Raw genomic sequence first — 16,920 nt, forward strand, 5'->3', positions numbered from 1 at the left:
CCGGAGGCTGCCCGTCTCTGCGCCTCTGCGGTGAAGAACCGTGTCACGAGACCAGCTCGACGGCGCGCTGCAGCGCGGCGTCGATCTTCGACGCATCGCTGCCGCCGGCCTGGGCGAGCTCGGGGCGGCCGCCGCCCCTGCCGCCGACGATCGGGGCGATCTCGCCCACCAGCTTGCCGGCGTGCACCTGGCCGGCGAGGTCCTTGGTGACCGCCGCGAGCAGGCGCACCTGCCCGTCGTGGGCGCCGGCGAGGACGACGATCCCGGAGCCGAGCCGCTCGCGGAGCTGGTCGGCGAGCTCGAGCAGGCGCTTCGGATCCGACTCGTCCACCCGCGCCGCGATCACCGTGCGGCCCTTGATGGTCTGCGCCCGCGACAGCAGGTCGCCGGACTGACTGCCGGCCACCTGGCGCTGCAACTGCTGGAGCTGGCGTTCGAGCTGCTTCTGCTGCGCCAGCAGGCGCTCGACGCGCTCGGCGACGTCCTCCTCGCTGCCGCGCAGCAGCTCGCCGAGCCTGCGCAGCGACTGCTCCGAGGCGCGCACCCATTCGAGCGCGCCGATCCCGGTGATCGCCTCGATGCGGCGCGTGCCGGCGGCGACGCCGGCCTCGCCGCGCAGCTTGAAGAGGCCGATGTCGCCGGTGCGCCGCACGTGCGTGCCGCCGCACAGCTCGGTGGAGAAGTCGCCCATCCGCACCACCCGCACGCGGTCGCCGTACTTGTCGCCGAAGAAGGCGAGGGCGCCGGCCTTGATGGCGGCGTCGTAGGCCATCTCCTCGACCGTCACCTCGGCGTTCTCGCGGATGTGCGCGTTGACCTCGTCCTCGATGCGCCGCAGCGCCGGCTCGTCGATCGGCGTCGGTTGCGTGAAATCGAAGCGCAGGCGGTCGGGGGCCACCAGCGACCCGGCCTGGCGGACCTGGTCGCCGAGCACGCGCCGCAGCACGCCGTGCAGGATGTGGGTGACCGAGTGGTTCAGGCGCGTCGCCTCGCGGCGCTCGCGGTCGACCAGCAGGCGCGCCGTCTGGCCGGTCCGCAGCGCGCCGCGCACCACCGTGCCGACGTGCACGGTGAGGTCGGCCCGCGGTTTCAGGGTGTCGGTGATCTCCACCAACGCCCCGTCGGCGGTCTCGATGACGCCGCGGTCGCCGACCTGGCCGCCGGACTCGCCGTAGAAGGGGGTCTCGGCGGCGACGACGTGCACGGTCTCGCCGGCGCGCACTTCGTCGCGCGCCTCGCCGTCAACCGCCAGGGCGGCGATCGGCGACTCGTAGTCGTAGACGCGATCGCCGACGAAGCGCGACGAGGCGGCGCTGCCGACGATCTGGCCTTCGCCGGCGGCCTTGCGGGCGTCGCGGGCGCGCTGCTTCTGGGCCGCCATCGCCGCCGTGAAGCCGGCCTGGTCGACGGTGATGCCGTGATCGCGCAGGATGTCCTCGGTCATGTCGACCGGAAAGCCGTAGGTATCGTAGAGCTTGAAGGCGACGTCGCCGGGCAGGACCGTCTGCCGCGCCTTCTGGAGCGCGGCGCGCTCCTGGGCGAGCAGGGCGAGGCCGCGGTCGAGCGTTTCGGCGAAGCGCTCCTCCTCGCTGCGCACGACCTCCTCGATGTAGGCGCGGCGCTCGACCAGCTCCGGGTAGGCGCCGCCGAGGACGGCGCAGACCGGCTCCGACATCGCGTAGAGGAACGGCTGCTCGAAGCCGAGGACGCGGGCGTGCCGCGCGGCGCGGCGCAGGATGCGGCGCAGCACGTAGCCGCGACCCTCGTTTCCCGGCACGACGCCGTCGGCGATCATGCAGTTGAGGGCGCGGCTGTGGTCGGCGATGACGCGCATCGCCAGGTCGCTCTCCTCGTCGGCGCCGTAGCGGCGACCGGCTCGCTCCTCGGTGAAGGCGATGAGGCGGCGGAAGAGGTCGGTGTCGTAGTTCGAGGCGACGTGCTGGAGGACGGCGGTGACGCGCTCGAGGCCCATGCCGGTGTCGACGTGCTTGCTCTTCAGCTCGACCAGATCGCCGTTCGCCTGCCGGTCGTACTGGATGAACACCAGGTTCCACAGCTCGATGAAGCGCGAGCAGCCGACGTTCACCGCGCACTGGTGGCCGGCGACGTGCTGCTTGTCGCAGGCCGCCGGGCCGCGGTCGATGTGGATCTCCGAGCACGGGCCGCACGGACCGGTGTCGCCCATCTCCCAGAAGTTGTCCTTCTCGTCGAAGCGCAGGACCTGCGCCGGGTCGATGTCGGTCTCGCGCTTCCACAGCGACTCGGCTTCGTCGTCGGTGCGGAAGACGGTCGCCCACAGCTTGTCCTTGGGCAGCTTCCAGACGTCGGTGAGCAGCTCCCAGGCCCAGGCGATCGCCTCCCGCTTGTAGTACTCGCCGAACGACCAGTTGCCGAGCATCTCGAACAGCGTGTGGTGGTACGTGTCGCGCCCCACCTCCTCGAGATCGTTGTGCTTGCCGCTCAGCCGCAGGCACTTCTGCGCGCTCGCGGCGCGCGGATTGGCGCGCTGTTCCTGGCCGAGGAAGACGTTCTTGAACTGCACCATGCCGGCGTTGGTGAACAGCAGGGTCGGGTCGTTGCTCGGCACGATCGAGGAGCTGCGCACCAGCTCGTGCCCGCGGGCCCGGAAGAACTCGAGAAAACTGCTGCGAACCTCGGCGCCGGTCATCATCGGAGGCACGCTAGAGCCGGGTCGGAGGGAATTCAACGGGGCGCCACGGGTGGACACGGATGGCCACCGATGAACACGGATCCACGAAGAGCACGAACCCCGCCTCCTCACCCCCCCAATGCCACGAAGCCCCGCCCAACCCCGGGAGAATGGGACGGGTGGAGTGGGGATTCGTGTTCTTCGTGGCTTCGCCGGCCGGCGGCGGTGCTGACATTGGTCATGGCGGACCGGCCGCTCCGCTGCTTGAGATCCCTCGATGGCAGCAGGGCGATCGAACCATCGCCTGTCGCGGCGGGCGGCGGCGCGGGCGGTGCTCGAGCGCTTCGATCCCGCCGCCGCCGACCTGTGGATGGGCCGGGTGCGAGCGGTCCTCTGGCCCTACTTCCGGCCGCAGTTGATCGGCACCGAGCATCTGCCGACGGGGCGGGCGCTGCTCATCGGCCGCCATTCCGGCGTCATTCCCTACGATGCGGCGTGCGCCATGGCGGCCATCCACGAAGCCACTGGTCGGGTGTGTCGCGCCTTCGGCGACCGTTTCTTCGCCCTCATCCCCGGCATGGAACGGTTGCTCAATCGCTGTGGCGCCGGCATCGCCGATCCGGCCGTGGTCGAGGCGGCGCTGCGCGAGGAGCACGCGGTCCTGGTGTTCCCGGGCGGCACGCTCGACATGCAGCGACCGTACCTGAGCGACGCCTATCGGGTCGTCCCCCACCGCGGCTTCGCGCCCGGCCACGGCGGCTACGTCAAGCTGGCGCTGCGCACCGGCGCGCCGATCGTGCCGCTGGCGGTGGTCGGCGCCGAGGAGGCGCACGTCCTGCTCGGCAATTGGGCGGCCGGCGCCCGCCTGCTGGGAACGCCGCTGCTGCCATTCGTGCTCTTCCCGCTGCCCCTGCCGGTGAAGCTCTACCTCCGCCTCGGCCGGCCGATCCACCTGCGCGGCACGCCGGCCGACGCCGCGCGGCAGGATCGCGTCGACGCGCTCAACCGGGTGGTGCAGCGCCGCCTGCAGCGCCTGATCGACGACACCGTGCGGCGCCGGCGCGGCATCGTCTTCAGCCGCTTCGATCAACGAGGAACCCGATGACCACGCCGCCGCGCCGCATCCGCTTCGGCATCCAGACCGGACAGCAGTTCGCGAGCTGGCCGGAGATCGTCCGCGTCTGGCAGCGCGCCGAGGCGCTCGGGTACGACACCGCCTGGACCTACGACCACTTCGTCGCCGTGATGATGGATCCGTACGATCCCTGCCTCGAGGCCTGGACCTGCCTGGCGGCGCTGGCGGTGCAGACGACGCGGATCCGCATCGGCGCCCTGGTGACCGGCAACACCTACCGCCATCCGGCGATCCTGGCCAAGATGGCGACCACCGTCGACGTCATCAGCGGCGGCCGCCTCGAGCTCGGCATCGGCGCCGGCTGGTACGAGCCCGAGCACGCCATGTTCGGCCTCCGCTTCGGCAGCGCGCGCGAGCGCTGCGAGCGCCTCGACGAGGCCCTGACGGTCATCCGCGCCCTCTGGAGCGAGCGCCAGGCGAGCGTCAGCGGCCGGCACTACCAGTTGCGGGGCGCGGTCGCCGAGCCCAAGCCGGTGCAGCGTCCGCACCCGCCGATCACCGTCGCCGGCAGCGGCGAGCGGCGCCTGCTGCCGATCGTCGCCCGCCACGCCGACGCCTGGAGCGGCTTCGGCTCGCCGGCGGTGTGCCGGCGCAAGATCGAGATCCTGCGCCGCTGCGGCGACGCGATCGGGCGTGACGTCGACGCGATCGAGAAGGGCGTGCTGTTGCCGGCGCAGATCACCGACGACCTCGCCACCGCCGCGCCGCTGATCCAGGGCTACGCCATGTACCAGGGCATCGCGGAGGACGAGGCCCGCGACTGGATGCTGCTCGGCAGCGCCGACGAGATCTCCCGCCACCTCGAGTCCTTCGTCGCCGCCGGCGTCAGCCACTTCGTGCTGACGCTGTCGCCCTACAACTTCGACGTCTTCGAGCGCTTCGCCGCCGAGGTGATGCCGCGTTTCCGCTGACGGCGGCCCGGCCGGCGGTCGCGCGGGCGCGGCGGCGGTGCTAGCGTTGCAGGCCACGCCCATGCGCATCGGCCGGTCGCTTCCGCCCTCCTCCCCGCACCGCGCCGCGCCGCCGGAGCGCCGCTGGTGAGTCCCGCCCCGTCGCCGCGCCCGCGGCGCTCTCTCTGGAGCATCTGGGCGCCGCTGCCGCTGCTGGTGCTGGTCCTGCTCGACTGGACCTTCCCGCTCTACTTCTGGCGCATTCCGAAGATCACCGGGCGCGCCGCCGATTACGGCTACCAGTTCCTCTACGACGTCTCGCGGATGGGCCCCAAGGCGGAGGGCGCGGTCCGCATCCTCGCCTGCGGCAGCTCGGTGGCCGGCGCCTTCGACCCGGCGCAGGTGCAGGGCCTGTTGCAGGCGCGCTTCCCGGACGTCCCGATCGATGTCCAGCGCCTGCTCAAGCCGAGCATGAAGCCGTCCGACTACCGGCTGTTCCTGCGCAGCGAGCTGTCGACGCTGCAGCCGGACATCGTGCTCCTGATGGTCAACCTGCAGGACTTCCTCCACTCCAACTTCGAGCGCGAGATCCGGCCGGACGTGCAGGCCGTCCTGCCGCCCTGGCCGACGTTGCGCGAGCGCTATCCCCACATCCCGCTCTCCGATTCGCTCGCCCTGCTGCTCGCCTCGGGGAGCAACTTCTTCCGCTATCGCCAGCCGCTGCGCTCGAGCATCGAGGATCACGCCCGCGCCCTGGTGAGCTGGGCGCGCAGCCCCGCCGTGTCCGGGGGCTACGGCGTCTACCCGGACGGCTACGCCCGCCGACGGTTCGGCATCCCCGTGCAGCGCGGCAAGCCGCTCGATCTCGACTACTTCATCGATCCGGCCTGGATTGCCCAGCGCGGCGCGGTGCGGCTCGACTTCCGCCTCGGCCGGACGTCGCTGGCCACGCGCAGCGAAACGACTCCCGGCTGGAAGACGGTGCACCTCGACCTGCCCGGCGACGGCACCGCCGTGCTGCAGGTGAGCAGCGACAGCGCGTGGAACCGACGCGCCGCCGGTCTCGCCGACGACCTGCGCCTGCTCGGCGTGCGGCTGCGCGCCGCGCCCGGCGCTCCGCCCGACGGCGGACCGCAGCCGTTCCACTATCCGCCCACCGACCAGCGCGACCTCGACGCATTCCTCCGCATGGGCGGCGCCACCGGCGCCGCCTACGCCGAACGCTGGCAGGCGGCGCTGGCGCGCGACGACGACTTCGGCGGCCGCCTGCGCGCCTGGCGCGACACCCGCCTGGCGCTGCGCGACACGCCTTTCGCGCCGACCGACGAGTTCCGCGAGCTCGCCGGCATGGTCGACGAGCTCGCCGCCCAGGGCACGGCGGTGATCCTCGTCAACACGCCCGAGAACCCGCTGATGACCGAGTACCAGCACGGCGCGTACTACCAGGGCTACCGCGACTTCTTCCGCCGCCTCGCCGAGGCGCATCCGGGAGTCTGGTTCGTCGATCTGCTGGACAGCCTGCCGGCGCAGGACTTCAACGATCTCATGCACGCGACCTACATCGGCGTGATCACGCTCGGCCCCACGTACGCCGACGTCATCGCCGAGGTGATGCGCGCCCGCGGGCTCGCGCCCGCGTCTCCGCCCTGACGCCCCTCCTCCGGCCGAGGTCAGAAGCGGACGTAGATGAACTGCTTGGCGCCGGTCTCGCCCCAGAGGAGGATGGCGAAGCCGAGCGTCGCGTACGCCGCCCAGCGCGCCCAGCCGGGCGCCGCCTGCAGCACCGCCGGCACCTGGCCGCGCCGTTGCAGCAGGTGGACCGTCTCCATGACGATCAGCGCGAAGACGATCAGCGGCACGTCCGCCGCCGACCAGGCGAGCCCGCGCACGCCGATGCCGTGCGGGGCGCCGACGCCGAGCAGCGGCCCGCAGAGGCCGGCCGCGGCGCGTTGCAGGACCTGCCAGGCGGCGGCGACGGAGTCGGCGCGGAAGAAGACGAACGACGCCACCACCATGTTGAAGGTGATCAACGGCCCGCTGATGCGGTGCGCCCGGGCCAGCCACGGCGCGCCGCGCAAGCGCTTGGTGCGGGTGCGCAGCGTCAGCGAGGAGCCGATCAGATACGCCGCGTGGATCAAGCCGAAGACGACGTACGTCAGGCGCGGCCCGTGCCAGACGCCGATCGCCAGCATGTTGATCGTCAGGCTGGCGATCAGGCCGGCCTGTCCCCAGTTCCGCAGCGCCATGCGCAAGGGCGTGAAGACGTACTCGCCGAGCCAGGAGGTCAGCGTCATGTGCCAGCGCCGCCAGAAGTCCTGGATGTTGTCGGCGTAGAACGGCGAGTCGAAGTTCGGCGGCGACCGCAGGCCGAACAGGCGGGCCGAGCCGATGGCGATGTCGGTCAGACCGGAGAAGTCGGCGTACAGTTGGATGGCGAAACCATACGTGGCCAGCGCGACCACGCCGCCCGAGAACTGCTGCGGCGCGGCGAAGACCTGGTCGACCATCACCCCGAGCCGGTCGGCCAGCACCAGCTTCTTGAACAGTCCGAAGAGGATGAGCTGGAAGGCGCTGCCGACCACCGCCGGCCGCGGTCGCCGCAGCGGCTCGATCTGGGCGAGAAAATCGCCGGCGCGTTGGATCGGACCGCTGAGGATCTGCGGAAAGAAGGCGGCGTAGGTGGCGAGGGAGGTGAAATGGCGGCACGGCTCCAGCCGCTGCCAGTACACGTCGACCACGTAGCTGATCAGCTTCAGCGTGTAGTAGGAGATGCCGACCGCGCCGGCGAACTGCGCGATCACCGCGCCGCCGAACGTCGAGCCGCCGAGCCACCCGCCCGTCGCGGCGTCGACGCCGCTCAGGTACTTGAACGCGAGCAGCGGCAGGAGCAGCACCGCCAGGCCGATCCGCAGGGTCGCCAGCCGCGCCGCCTCGTCGGTCTGCCGGTGCAGGCGGTGGCCGACGGCGTAGGCGGCGCCGCTGACGCCGAGCAGCAGCGCCGCGAAGGGCACGCTCCAGGTGCAGTAGAACGCGTATGAGGCGACGAGCAGGATGGCGCGCCGCCAGGCGAGCGGCGCCAGGTGGTAGGCGATCGCCGTCAGGGCGAGGAACGCCCCGTAGGCGAGCGAGTTGTACAGCACCCCCGCGGCCCGCCGCTGCCAGCTAGCCCAGCTTGCTGCCGATCAGGGCGATGAATTCGCCCACGTTGGCGAGCGCGCTCACTTCCTTGGTGGTGAACTTGACCCGAAAGGCGCGCTCCACCGCCACGATCAGGTTGATGTGATTGAGCGAGTCCCACTCCTCGACGTCCTTGGCCGTCATGGCGTCGTGGATCTCGATCGTGTCGTCGTCGAACACCTCGCGGAAGATCGCGGTCAGCCGCGTCGTGATCTCAGTGCGCTCCATCGCTCGTCCCGCTCCCGGCCGACTCCACCGCCACCATCGGCACCTCGCGCGGCGCGTAGGCCGCGACGTCGAGTTGCCAGGTCGCCTCTCCCGTCGGGCTCTCGTCGACCTTGTCGAACCCGAACTGGGCGTAAAACTCCCGCACCATGCCGTTCTTCGCCGTCGGCAGGTAGCGACCGATCACCGTCCGGTAGCCGTGCGCGCGGGCCCACTCGACGACCCGGTTCATGGCGAACGCCTCCACCCCGCGTCCCAGCACCCGGCAGCTCATGAGCCAGGCATCGATCACCAGCGCATCCGGCCGGCGCTCGAGGATGACGACCGAGATCAGGCCGTTGTCGCCGAAGCGGTCCGTCAGCTTCGCGTACCACGGCACCCAGGTCGCGTCGTCCGCCATCATGGCGCGGCACTCGGCCAGGTTGTACCGCCGGGTGGTCAGGTTGAACTGGTTGCTGCGTTGCAGCAGTTGGACGATGCGCGTCAGGTGCAGCTCGTCGAAGGGCGCCAGGGTGATGCGCATGTCGAGCGAGCGCAGGTAGGCGCCGAGGTCGGTGGCTTCGCTCTCGAGGCGCTGGCGCTCGGCGTTGGCGCGGTACAGGTCGGCGCGGCGGCGATCCTCGTCGGAGAACGACGTCGCCTCGAAGAGATTGAGCTCGGCCAGGACGCGGACGTAGTCGGAGGCGTCCTCCGGCAGCTCCGGCACGATCACCTCGGGCAGCTCGGCGCGCACCAGGTTGCGCTCGAACGGGTTGTCGTCGACGAACACCATGCTGTCGAAACCGATGTTGAGGGTCTCGCGGATGCGACGGATGTTGTCCGGCTTGGGGTTCCAGTTGGCGACGAAGACCGCGAGGTCCTCCTCGCGCAGCACCATCTCGGGGTGGCTGCGGAACGGCTCGAGCGCCGTGGCGTGGTCGTTCTTGCTGCACACCGCCAGGATGATGCCGCGGCGCTTCAGCTCGCGCAGGTAGAACTGCAGCCGGTGGTACGGTTCGCCGTCGCCGTAGGGCCCGATGGCGATGCCCTCGAGCCCGTCGTCGCCGACCACCCCTCCCCACAGCGTATTGTCGAGATCGAGCACCAGGCACTTGACCACGTGCCCGAGGCTGGCGAGGACGATGTCGGCGATGTTCTGCGCCACCAGCGGCAGGTGGTCGAAGGCGCAGAAGGCCTTGTAGAGCGTCCACATCCGCTCGTCGCACCACTGCCGGCGGCCGACGTAGGAGGCCAGCGCCTCGACGTCGTTGATCAGCACGTGGGGGCGCTCGCGCGCCAGCGCGGTGAGGCGCGCGTTGAGCGCGGCGACGACGGCGTACAGCGACTCCGCCACCTTGTGGTCGAAGTTGCCGAACTGGCGCTCGTACGGCAGCACGTAGGTCGACTGCAGCACCAGGGCCGGGCACCGGCCGGCGAGCGTGTCCCACAGCCCGGCGAGCCGCTGCGCCACCTCGTCCGCGAACCCGGCGCGCTCGCCCGGGCTGCCGTAGTACTTCAGGCGCAGGGCGTTGGTGCTGTTGAGGATGACGACGACCTCGGGGCGGAACGCGTAGAGCGCCGAGCCCGGGTCGAGGATCGCGAGCTCGGTCGTATCGTACTCGCCGAGGTGGATCTCGGCGCGCACCCGATGCTGGGCCAGCAGCACCTCGAGCAGCGGCGCGAGCTGCGGCACCGCCGCGTCCGACAGCACGGCGATCCGGACGGTGCGCGTGCAGGTCGAGAAGTCGAGCGTCCGCCGCGCCTTCACCAGCGCGCCGTAGTCGAGATGGGTGGCGTCGTGCCTCAGCACGCCTGGCCTCCGGCGACCGGCAGGTTGACGCCGGTGATGTAGCTCGCCGCGGGCGACAGCAGGAAGGCGATCACGCCGGCGACCTCGGCGGGCGTCGCCAGGCGTTCCATCGGCAGGGTCGCGGCGAGCTCCTCGACGAAGCGCTCCGGCAGGTCGGCGTTGAACGCCGTGGCGGTCATCGACGGCGCGACGGCATTGACCCGCACGCCGTGGCGGACGAGCTCGACCGCCATGGCGCGCGTCAGGCCGAGCAGCGCGTACTTCGCGCTCACGTAGGCCGCCTGCTTGGCCGGGGGCATGCCGAGGGTCACCGACGACAGCACGGTGACGATCGCGCCGGGCGCGCCGCGCGCCTTGAGCTGGCTGGCCAGCGCGCTCGACAGCGTCAACACGCCGCGCAGCGCCTCGGCCTGATAGGCGATGAACGCCTCGGGGTCGGTCTTCAGCAGCAGCCGGCGCGGGCTGGGCCGGGCGGCATTGTTGACCAGCGCGTCGAACGGCTCCTCGCGCAGCAGGGCGGCGAGCGCCGCCAGCGAGGCCGGATCGCCCTGGTCGTAGTGCCGGGCGCGCGCGCCGGTGGCGTCCTGCAGCGCCTCCGCCGACTCCCGGCCACGGCAGTAGGTGAACAGCACGTCGTGCCCCTGCCCGGCGAGATGGCGCACCGTCGCGGCGCCGATGCCGCCGCTGCCGCCGGTGACCGCGACCCGCATCAGAGCAGCCCCACCTGGACCTTCGCCCGCGCCGCGACCCGGCCGCGGGTGACGTTGGTCAGCACCAGGTCCATCGCCACCACCCGCACCGCCTCCACCACCTGCGTGACCGTGGCGGCGATCTCGATCTCGTCGCCGACGTGCGACGGGCTCTTGAGCTGGGTGTGCACGGAGTGCAGCAGCGTCCGTTCGCCCGGAAAGTGCATGCCGACGAAGTGCGAGATGAACCCGGCGAGGATCATGCCGTGCGCCACCTTCTCCGGGAAGCCGTGCGCCCGCGCCGCCGCGTCGTCGACGTGCAGGGCGTTGGCGTCGCCGAAGGCGGCGAGGAAGTGCGCATGGACGGCCGGCGTGATGCGGTAGCTGCGGTTGGTCCGGTGGCCTTCGACGATGCCGCGCAGGGCGACCTCGGGTCCGCTCATGACGGCGTTCACGGCGGCGTCGCCACCGGGATCAGCGACCGCACGACGGGTGGCCGCGGAGGATACGGCCGCGTCCAGCTCGCCGCCGCGCAGCCAGCGGCCATCCCCACGGACAGCCCGGAAGTGGTGGTGAATCCCATGATCGGCAGTATCGGATGCGCGGTTCTCGGCTCCGCGAGCGCGGCAGAAAAGTTGTACCCCGCGCCAACTGGCGCGAGCAAGGACCAACTGCCCCGAGACGGCCGGCGCCGCCGTCGCGGAACCGCCGCCCCGGTCTCGGGCCTGTCCGGCCGGTGTCCGCCACCAGGACCCTTCCCCGCCGCCCCGGTCCGGCGCGGGGGACGGGGATCCGCATGTGCCCGGGCGGGGTCCGAGGGGTCGCGGGAGCGGCGACGGAGTGGCCATCGCCGGCCATGGGCGGCTATAGAGCCGCCGCATGTCCGAGCCGACGCGGGTCCGCCAGCGGGTGCTCGCGTTCACGCTGACGCTGACCGCGATCGCCTACCTCGATCGCGTCTGCATCTCGATGGCGGCGCCGGCGATGAAAGCGGAGCTGGCGATCAGCGACGCCCAGATGGGCTGGGTGTTCAGCGCCTTCACCTTCGCCTACGCGCTGTTCGAGGTGCCGAGCGGCTGGCTCGCCGACCGTTTCGGCGCCCGGCTCATGCTGACCCGCGTCGTCGTCTGGTGGTCGGCGATGACCGCGGCGACGGGCGCGGTGTGGAGCATCGCCTCGCTGATCGGCGTCCGCTTCCTGTTCGGCATGGGCGAGGCCGGCTGCTTCCCCAGCATGGCGCGCGCCTATGCGCGCTGGCTGCCCCTGCGCGAGCGCGGGCGCGCCTTCGGTCTGACCCTGATGGCGGGGGCGCTCGGCGGCGCGGCGACCCAGCCGCTGGTGGTGGCGCTGCTCGAATGGATGCACTGGCGCCACACCTTCATGGTCTTCGGCGTCGTCGGCATGGTCTGGGCGGTGGTCTGGTTCTGGTGGTTCCGCGACGAACCGCGCGCGCACCCGGGGGTCAATCGGGCCGAGCTGGCATTGATCGGCGCCCAGCCCGCCGATCCCCATCACCACGTGCCCTGGGCGACGCTGCTGCGCGACCGCAACCTGCTCGCCATCTGCTTCATGTACCTGTTCGCGATCTACGGCTGGTACTTCTACCTCACCTGGCTGCCGACCTACCTGCTGCGGGCGCGCGGCTTCGACCTCAAACACGTCGGCTGGCTGGCGGCGTTGCCGCTGCTCAGCATCGCCAGCGGCGTCCTGGTCGGCGGCTGGCTGAGCGACGTCCTGGCGCGGCGCTGGGGCGTGCGGCGCGGCCGCCGCGCGCCCGGCATCGTCGGACTGCCGCTGGCGGCGGTGGCGATCGTCGCCGGCATCGCGACCCCGACGGCGACCAGCTCGGCGCTGTTCTTCGCCGCGGCCGCGGGCCTGGCCGCGCTCGGCGTCAGCCCGGCCTGGGCCGTCTGCCTCGAGATCGGCGGCCGCCACGCCGGCGTGGTGAGCGGCGCGATGAACATGTTCGGCAACTTCGGCGGCGCGCTCAGTCCGGTGGTGATCGGCTTCACGCTCGAGCAGGGGGGCGGCTGGACGCCGTCGCTGCTCTCGATCGCCGTCTGCTACCTGCTCGCCGCCGGCTGCTGGATGCTGATCGACCCCGAACGCCCGATCGACGGCTGCTGATCCGCGCCGCCGCCCGCCCGGGCGGGTGCCGAGGGTCGGCAGCGGAGCGCGGGCGCAGTCGTGAAACGAACCTCGAGACGACAAGCACCTTCACCACGGAGGCACGGAGACACGGAGGGTGCAGCGTCGGAAGGGCGGGTGGGTGCGATCCCTATGGCCATTGCTGATGGCGTTGGGGATCTCGCCCCCGAACCCCCTCTTGTCCAGGTTACTCCCGTGTCCTCCGTGCCTCCGTGGTGGGTTTTCGTCACATCAACGCTCAAAGACACCGACGGTCCAGCCCGATATCAGCGTCATCGACCGGATGGGACACATCGTCGTTGCCCTCGGCGCTTCGGCAATCATTGCCTCTCATCGTCGGGGCGATCGCCGGTGCTGATCGCTGCGCCCGCGCCGCTCAACTTTACGCCCACGCCAGGCTGTAGGTGAGTATCGCCAACACGAACGCGGTGAACAGCGTGTACTTGAGGTTCCGTTCCACGAGCAGGAAGTAGAGCATCGACAACAGGACCCGGACGTACGGGGTCAGCAACAGGACGGCGATGCCGGAGTTGACGAGGAAGCGCGGGCGGAAGGAGCCGCCAGCCATGGCGGTGAGATCGGCGACGACGAAGCCGGCGACGCTCGTGGTCGGCAGGGCATAATCGAGCTGCCAGGTGCGGTAGAGCGCCCAGTGCCACGCCAGCCCGCTGGCGATCAGGCCGAGGCTCAGCAGCACACCGGCGAGCAAGGTGTAGCCGACGATGAGGTCGGCGCCCTCCCCGACGCCATCGCGATCGCCGTCTCGCACCGCCGTCACCGTCCGATCAGGCCGCGCATCAGCATTTCCAGGCCGAGGACGGCGAGCACGACGAGGAAGAAGAGGCGTACCACGCGGTTCGACAGGCGGACCAGCAATCGCGTGCCGAGGAACGCGCCGACGGTGATGCCGACGATGACCGGCGCCGCCAGGCCGGGATCGATCAGTCCGGCGCGGAGGTAGACGCTGGTTCCCGCCAGCGCGGTGACGCCGATGATCAGGTTGCTCGTGGTCGTCGAAACCTTCGGCGGCAGCCGCATCACCAGATCGTGGATCAGCACCTTCAGGGCGCCGGCGCCAATGCCGAGCAGACCGGCGACGAGACCGGCCCCGAACATGAGTGGGGCGCCGAGATAGGCGCGCGTGCCGCGGTAGGCGATCTCGCGCTGCTCCGAGCGATCCCAGTAGCGGCCCTCGAGCTCGAGCCAGTGCGACAGGGCATCCTGGGCGCGCGCCGGCTGCCATGACTCGCGGCGTTGCCACCAGAGGGAGAGCCAGGTGGCGAGGAGCACGACGCCGAAGGCCAGGAAGAGCACCCGCTCCCCCGACGCGACGGTGAAAGACGCCCCGGTCAACGCGCCGACGATGGTGAACATCTCGAGAAACATGCCGATCTTCAGATTGGTGATGTGGTCGCGGACGTAGGCGGACGCGGCGCCGCTCGAGGTGGCGATGACCGAGAGGATGCTGACGGCAATCGCCCGCTTGATGTCGAGGCCGAAGAGCGTCAGCGCCGGAATGAGCACCACGCCGCCACCCATGCCGCTCATCGCGCCGACGAAACCGGCGACGATCGAAATGAGCAGCACGACTTCGGCAGCCATGGTGTCGTTGTCCCCCCGAACCGGCTCGCATTCAACCACCGCTGCCGGGTGCGGTTGACGTAGTCGATCAACGCCGCCAGGGTCGTGCTCCTGCCGCTGCCGGTGGTGCCGGTGACCAGGATCAACCCGCGGCGCTCGGTTGCCAGGCGCTCGACCGACTGCGGCAGGTTGAGCTCGGCGATGTTGCGGATCCTGGTCGGGATGACGCGGATGACCAGGCTGAGGAAGCCGCTGGCGGAAGATGTTGACGCGGAAGCGGCCGAGGTCGGGGTGGGAATAGGCGAGATCGACCTGCAGATCGTGCACCAGCTTGCGCCGGCGGTTGTCGTCGAGCACGCCGTCGACGATGCGCTCGAGGGGCGGGCCGTCGAGCGGCGCGGCGCCCTCCAGCGGCAGGAAGTCGGCGCGGACGCGAAAGGCGGGCGGCACGTCCGCCTTCAGCAGCACGTCCGATGCGTCGTGGGCGGCTGGACGCCATCGCTGCTCTCGATCGCCGTCTGCTCCTGCTCGCCGCCGGCCGCTGGATCCTGAGCGACCCCGAACGCCCGATCGACGGCTGCTGATCCGCGCCGCCGCCGCCGGCGCCCTCCCGGGCAGGTGCCCACGATGTCGGCAGCCGGGATCGCCCTCGCGCGGGAGCGGCGGGCAACGTCCGACACCGGGCCGGTGGCACCGGCATTGCTGACGCGGTGCGAAGGCGCGGTGTGCTCGCATCGCGACGCGTGCTCCGTGCAGACTCCACTTCGCGTCATGATCGTCGACGAAAACCCCGACCGGGCGGCGCTGATCGAGCGCAGCCTGGTCGCCGCCGGCTACCAGATCGTGGCCCGGGTCATCGGGCGGGCCGATTTGCAGGCGGCGGTGAACGCGGTCCAGCCCGACGTCATCGTCATCGACATGGAGAGCCCGGACCGCGACACGCTCGAGGACATGTCGCGCATCACGCGCGAACGGCCGCGGCCGACGGTGATGTTCGTCGACCGCAGCGACAGCGACTCGATCCGCGCCGCGGTCCAGGCGGGCGTCACCGCCTACGTGGTCGCGGGCCTGCAGCCCGAGCGCGTGCGGCCGGTGCTCGAGGTGGCGATCGCCCGCTTCAACGAGTTCCAGGATCTGCGGCGCGAGCTCGAGAGCGCCCGATCCAGCCTCGAGGATCGCAAGGTGATCGAGCGCGCCAAAGGTATCCTGATGAAGCGCCGCGGCCTCGCCGAGGACGAGGCCTTTCGCCTGCTGCGCAAGATGGCGATGGACCGCAAGACGCGTCTCGCCACGGTGGCGCGCGAGGTGGTGGCGGCCGCGGAGGTTCTGTGACGGTGCTGCGCCTCGGCTTCGTGCCGCTCACCGACTGCGCCGTCCTCGCGGTGGCGCAGGCGAAAGGGATGTTCGCGCGCCACGGCATCGCCGTGCAGCTCGGTCGCGAGGTCTCCTGGGCCAGCCTGCGCGACAAGTTGATGGCCGGCGCCGTCGATGGCGCCCAGCTCCTCGCCGGCATGCCGCTCGCCGCCGCTGCGGGCATCGATCCGGCGGCGCCGCCGCTGCTCACCGCCTGTGGCCTCGGCCTCAACGGCAACGCGATCACCCTCTCGTCGGCACTCTGGGTGCGCGTCATCGCGGCCGACCCCGCCGCCGCGACGCGCCGGCCGCTGACCGCCGACGTGCTGTGGCCGCTCGTCGACGCCGACCGTCGCGCCGGCCGGCCGCCGCTGCACCTGGCGATGGTCTATCCGTTCGCCGCCCACCACTACCAACTGCGCTACTGGTTGGCGGCGGCGGGCATCGACCCGGACCACGACGTGCGCCTGTCGGTGGTGCCGCCGCCGCGCATGGTCGATGCGCTCGCCGACGGTGCGATCGACGGCTGCTGCGTCGGCGAGCCGTGGAACTCGCTCGCCGTGCGCCGCGGCGTCGGCCGCATCGCCATCACCGGCTACGAGCTGTGGAACAACGCCCCCGAGAAGGTCTTCGCGGTGACGCGCCGCTTCGCCGAGCGCAATCCGCAGACGCACCTCGCCGTCCTGCGCGCCCTGCTCGAGGCATCGGCGTGGGCGGACGCGCCGGAGAATCGCGACGAGCTCGCGCGCCTCCTCGCCGCCGAGCACCTGGTCGGCGCGCCGGCCGGCGTCATCGCCGCGGCGCTCGCCGGCGACATCGCGCTCGGCGGCGGGGCGCGCCTGAGCCTGCCCGACTTCCACGTCTTCCACCGCTACGCCGCCACCTTTCCCTGGGTGTCGCACGGCATCTGGTTCCTGCGCCAGATGCGGCGCTGGGGGCAGCTCGCGGGGGCGGGCGACCTGACCGCGATCGCCAGCGAGGTCTACCGCCCCGATCTCTACCGCGAGGCCGCGAGCGCGCTCGGGATGCTCGCGCCCGAGATCGATCTCAAGCGCGAGGGCGTGCACACGCGGCCGTGGGCGCTCGAGACGAGCGCCGGCTCGATCCCCATGGGGCCCGACGCCTTCTTCGACGGCAGCGTCTTCGATCCGCTGGGCGATGCTGACTTCGTGGGCGGCGCGATGCTCACGCGCTGAGCATCGCCAGCGACCGCGGCCGTCGCGTCGCTCCTGACGTCGCCTGACGCGGCGCGGCATCGCCTTTGCTTTCGTCACCGCGCAGCG

The 16,920-nt window shown here is 71.4% G+C and carries 16 protein-coding genes; 7 read left to right on the forward strand and 9 right to left on the reverse strand.

The window, feature by feature from the left end:
• Nucleotides 1–43: 43 nt before the first annotated feature.
• Nucleotides 44–2,668 (reverse strand): alanine--tRNA ligase, encoded by a 2,625-nt coding sequence (gene alaS, locus KF840_09765; GenBank protein MBX3025185.1) that lies wholly within the window; start codon nt 2,666–2,668, stop codon nt 44–46.
• A gap of 259 nt (nt 2,669–2,927) precedes the next feature.
• Between alaS and KF840_09770 the strand changes: the two genes are divergently transcribed.
• From KF840_09770 to KF840_09780, 3 genes are all read left to right on the forward strand, one after another.
• Entirely contained in the window at nt 2,928–3,755 is an 828-nt protein-coding gene (locus KF840_09770; protein ID MBX3025186.1) for an acyltransferase family protein, read from the forward strand.
• Nucleotides 3,752–4,696 (forward strand): LLM class F420-dependent oxidoreductase, encoded by a 945-nt coding sequence (locus KF840_09775; protein MBX3025187.1) that lies wholly within the window; start codon nt 3,752–3,754, stop codon nt 4,694–4,696. The genes KF840_09770 and KF840_09775 overlap by 4 nt, the downstream gene beginning before the upstream one ends.
• Before the next feature lie 126 nt (nt 4,697–4,822).
• Nucleotides 4,823–6,325: a hypothetical protein gene (locus KF840_09780; GenBank protein MBX3025188.1), complete on the forward strand. Its 1,503-nt coding sequence runs from the start codon at nt 4,823–4,825 to the stop codon at nt 6,323–6,325.
• 20 nt (nt 6,326–6,345) lie between these two features.
• On the opposite strand, the gene KF840_09785 is transcribed toward KF840_09780, so the two are convergent.
• The 5 genes from KF840_09785 to KF840_09805 are packed head-to-tail and all read right to left on the reverse strand — an operon-like array spanning nt 6,346 to nt 10,998.
• Entirely contained in the window at nt 6,346–7,815 is a 1,470-nt protein-coding gene (locus KF840_09785) for an MBOAT family protein (protein MBX3025189.1), read from the reverse strand.
• A gap of 22 nt (nt 7,816–7,837) precedes the next feature.
• Nucleotides 7,838–8,080 carry an acyl carrier protein gene (locus tag KF840_09790; protein ID MBX3025190.1) on the reverse strand — a complete coding sequence of 81 codons (243 nt, stop codon included), beginning with the start codon at nt 8,078–8,080 and terminating at the stop codon, nt 7,838–7,840.
• Entirely contained in the window at nt 8,067–9,866 is a 1,800-nt protein-coding gene (locus tag KF840_09795; GenBank protein MBX3025191.1) for an HAD family hydrolase, read from the reverse strand. Before KF840_09795 ends, KF840_09790 begins: the two co-directional genes overlap by 14 nt.
• Complete coding sequence (locus KF840_09800; protein ID MBX3025192.1) at nt 9,860–10,576, reverse strand: SDR family oxidoreductase; 717 nt, start codon at nt 10,574–10,576, stop codon at nt 9,860–9,862. Before KF840_09800 ends, KF840_09795 begins: the two co-directional genes overlap by 7 nt.
• On the reverse strand, nt 10,576–10,998 hold the full coding sequence (locus KF840_09805) for a MaoC family dehydratase N-terminal domain-containing protein (GenBank protein ID MBX3025193.1): 423 nt from the start codon (nt 10,996–10,998) through the stop codon (nt 10,576–10,578). Before KF840_09805 ends, KF840_09800 begins: the two co-directional genes overlap by 1 nt.
• Nucleotides 10,999–11,434: 436 nt before the next feature.
• On the opposite strand from KF840_09805, the gene KF840_09810 reads away from it, so the two are divergent.
• Entirely contained in the window at nt 11,435–12,682 is a 1,248-nt protein-coding gene (locus KF840_09810) for an MFS transporter (GenBank protein MBX3025194.1), read from the forward strand.
• A gap of 403 nt (nt 12,683–13,085) precedes the next feature.
• Here KF840_09810 and KF840_09815 read toward each other — a convergent pair whose 3' ends face one another.
• From KF840_09815 to tadA, 3 genes are read right to left on the reverse strand one after another with little or no spacing between them, the layout of a single operon-like run.
• Nucleotides 13,086–13,481: a DUF1634 domain-containing protein gene (locus KF840_09815; protein MBX3025195.1), complete on the reverse strand. Its 396-nt coding sequence runs from the start codon at nt 13,479–13,481 to the stop codon at nt 13,086–13,088.
• A complete protein-coding gene (locus KF840_09820; GenBank protein MBX3025196.1) occupies nt 13,478–14,305 on the reverse strand; it encodes a sulfite exporter TauE/SafE family protein in 828 nt (275 codons plus the stop codon). Before KF840_09820 ends, KF840_09815 begins: the two co-directional genes overlap by 4 nt.
• Nucleotides 14,248–14,430, reverse strand: a complete 183-nt coding sequence (gene tadA, locus KF840_09825; GenBank protein MBX3025197.1) for a Flp pilus assembly complex ATPase component TadA — start codon at nt 14,428–14,430, stop codon at nt 14,248–14,250. The genes KF840_09820 and tadA overlap by 58 nt, the downstream gene beginning before the upstream one ends.
• Here tadA and KF840_09830 point away from each other — a divergent pair.
• The 3 genes from KF840_09830 to KF840_09840 all read left to right on the forward strand — a co-directional run bounded on the left by KF840_09830 (nt 14,390) and on the right by KF840_09840 (nt 16,833).
• Entirely contained in the window at nt 14,390–14,836 is a 447-nt protein-coding gene (locus KF840_09830; GenBank protein MBX3025198.1) for a hypothetical protein, read from the forward strand. The genes tadA and KF840_09830 overlap by 41 nt on opposite strands.
• Nucleotides 14,837–15,055: 219 nt before the next feature.
• A complete protein-coding gene (locus tag KF840_09835; GenBank protein MBX3025199.1) occupies nt 15,056–15,616 on the forward strand; it encodes an ANTAR domain-containing protein in 561 nt (186 codons plus the stop codon).
• The gene (locus KF840_09840) at nt 15,613–16,833 is read left to right on the forward strand and encodes an ABC transporter substrate-binding protein (protein ID MBX3025200.1); all 1,221 of its coding nucleotides are present in this window, start codon (nt 15,613–15,615) and stop codon (nt 16,831–16,833) included. The genes KF840_09835 and KF840_09840 overlap by 4 nt, the downstream gene beginning before the upstream one ends.
• Nucleotides 16,834–16,920: the final 87 nt, after the last annotated feature.

Source organism: bacterium (assembly GCA_019637795.1).
Lineage (GTDB): Bacteria > Desulfobacterota > Binatia > HRBIN30 > CADEER01 > JAHBUY01.

Bases quoted from the DNA above. Each gene is read 5' to 3' on its own strand.
- alaS (MBX3025185.1), bottom strand. From the start codon at position 2,668: ATGACCGGCGCCGAGGTTCGCAGCAGTTTTCTCGAGTTCTTCCGGGCC.
- KF840_09770 (MBX3025186.1), top strand. From the start codon at position 2,928: ATGGCAGCAGGGCGATCGAACCATCGCCTGTCGCGGCGGGCGGCGGCG.
- KF840_09775 (MBX3025187.1), top strand. From the start codon at position 3,752: ATGACCACGCCGCCGCGCCGCATCCGCTTCGGCATCCAGACCGGACAG.
- KF840_09790 (MBX3025190.1), bottom strand. From the start codon at position 8,080: ATGGAGCGCACTGAGATCACGACGCGGCTGACCGCGATCTTCCGCGAG.
- KF840_09800 (MBX3025192.1), bottom strand. From the start codon at position 10,576: ATGCGGGTCGCGGTCACCGGCGGCAGCGGCGGCATCGGCGCCGCGACG.
- KF840_09805 (MBX3025193.1), bottom strand. From the start codon at position 10,998: ATGAGCGGACCCGAGGTCGCCCTGCGCGGCATCGTCGAAGGCCACCGG.
- KF840_09810 (MBX3025194.1), top strand. From the start codon at position 11,435: ATGTCCGAGCCGACGCGGGTCCGCCAGCGGGTGCTCGCGTTCACGCTG.
- KF840_09820 (MBX3025196.1), bottom strand. From the start codon at position 14,305: ATGGCTGCCGAAGTCGTGCTGCTCATTTCGATCGTCGCCGGTTTCGTC.
- KF840_09835 (MBX3025199.1), top strand. From the start codon at position 15,056: ATGATCGTCGACGAAAACCCCGACCGGGCGGCGCTGATCGAGCGCAGC.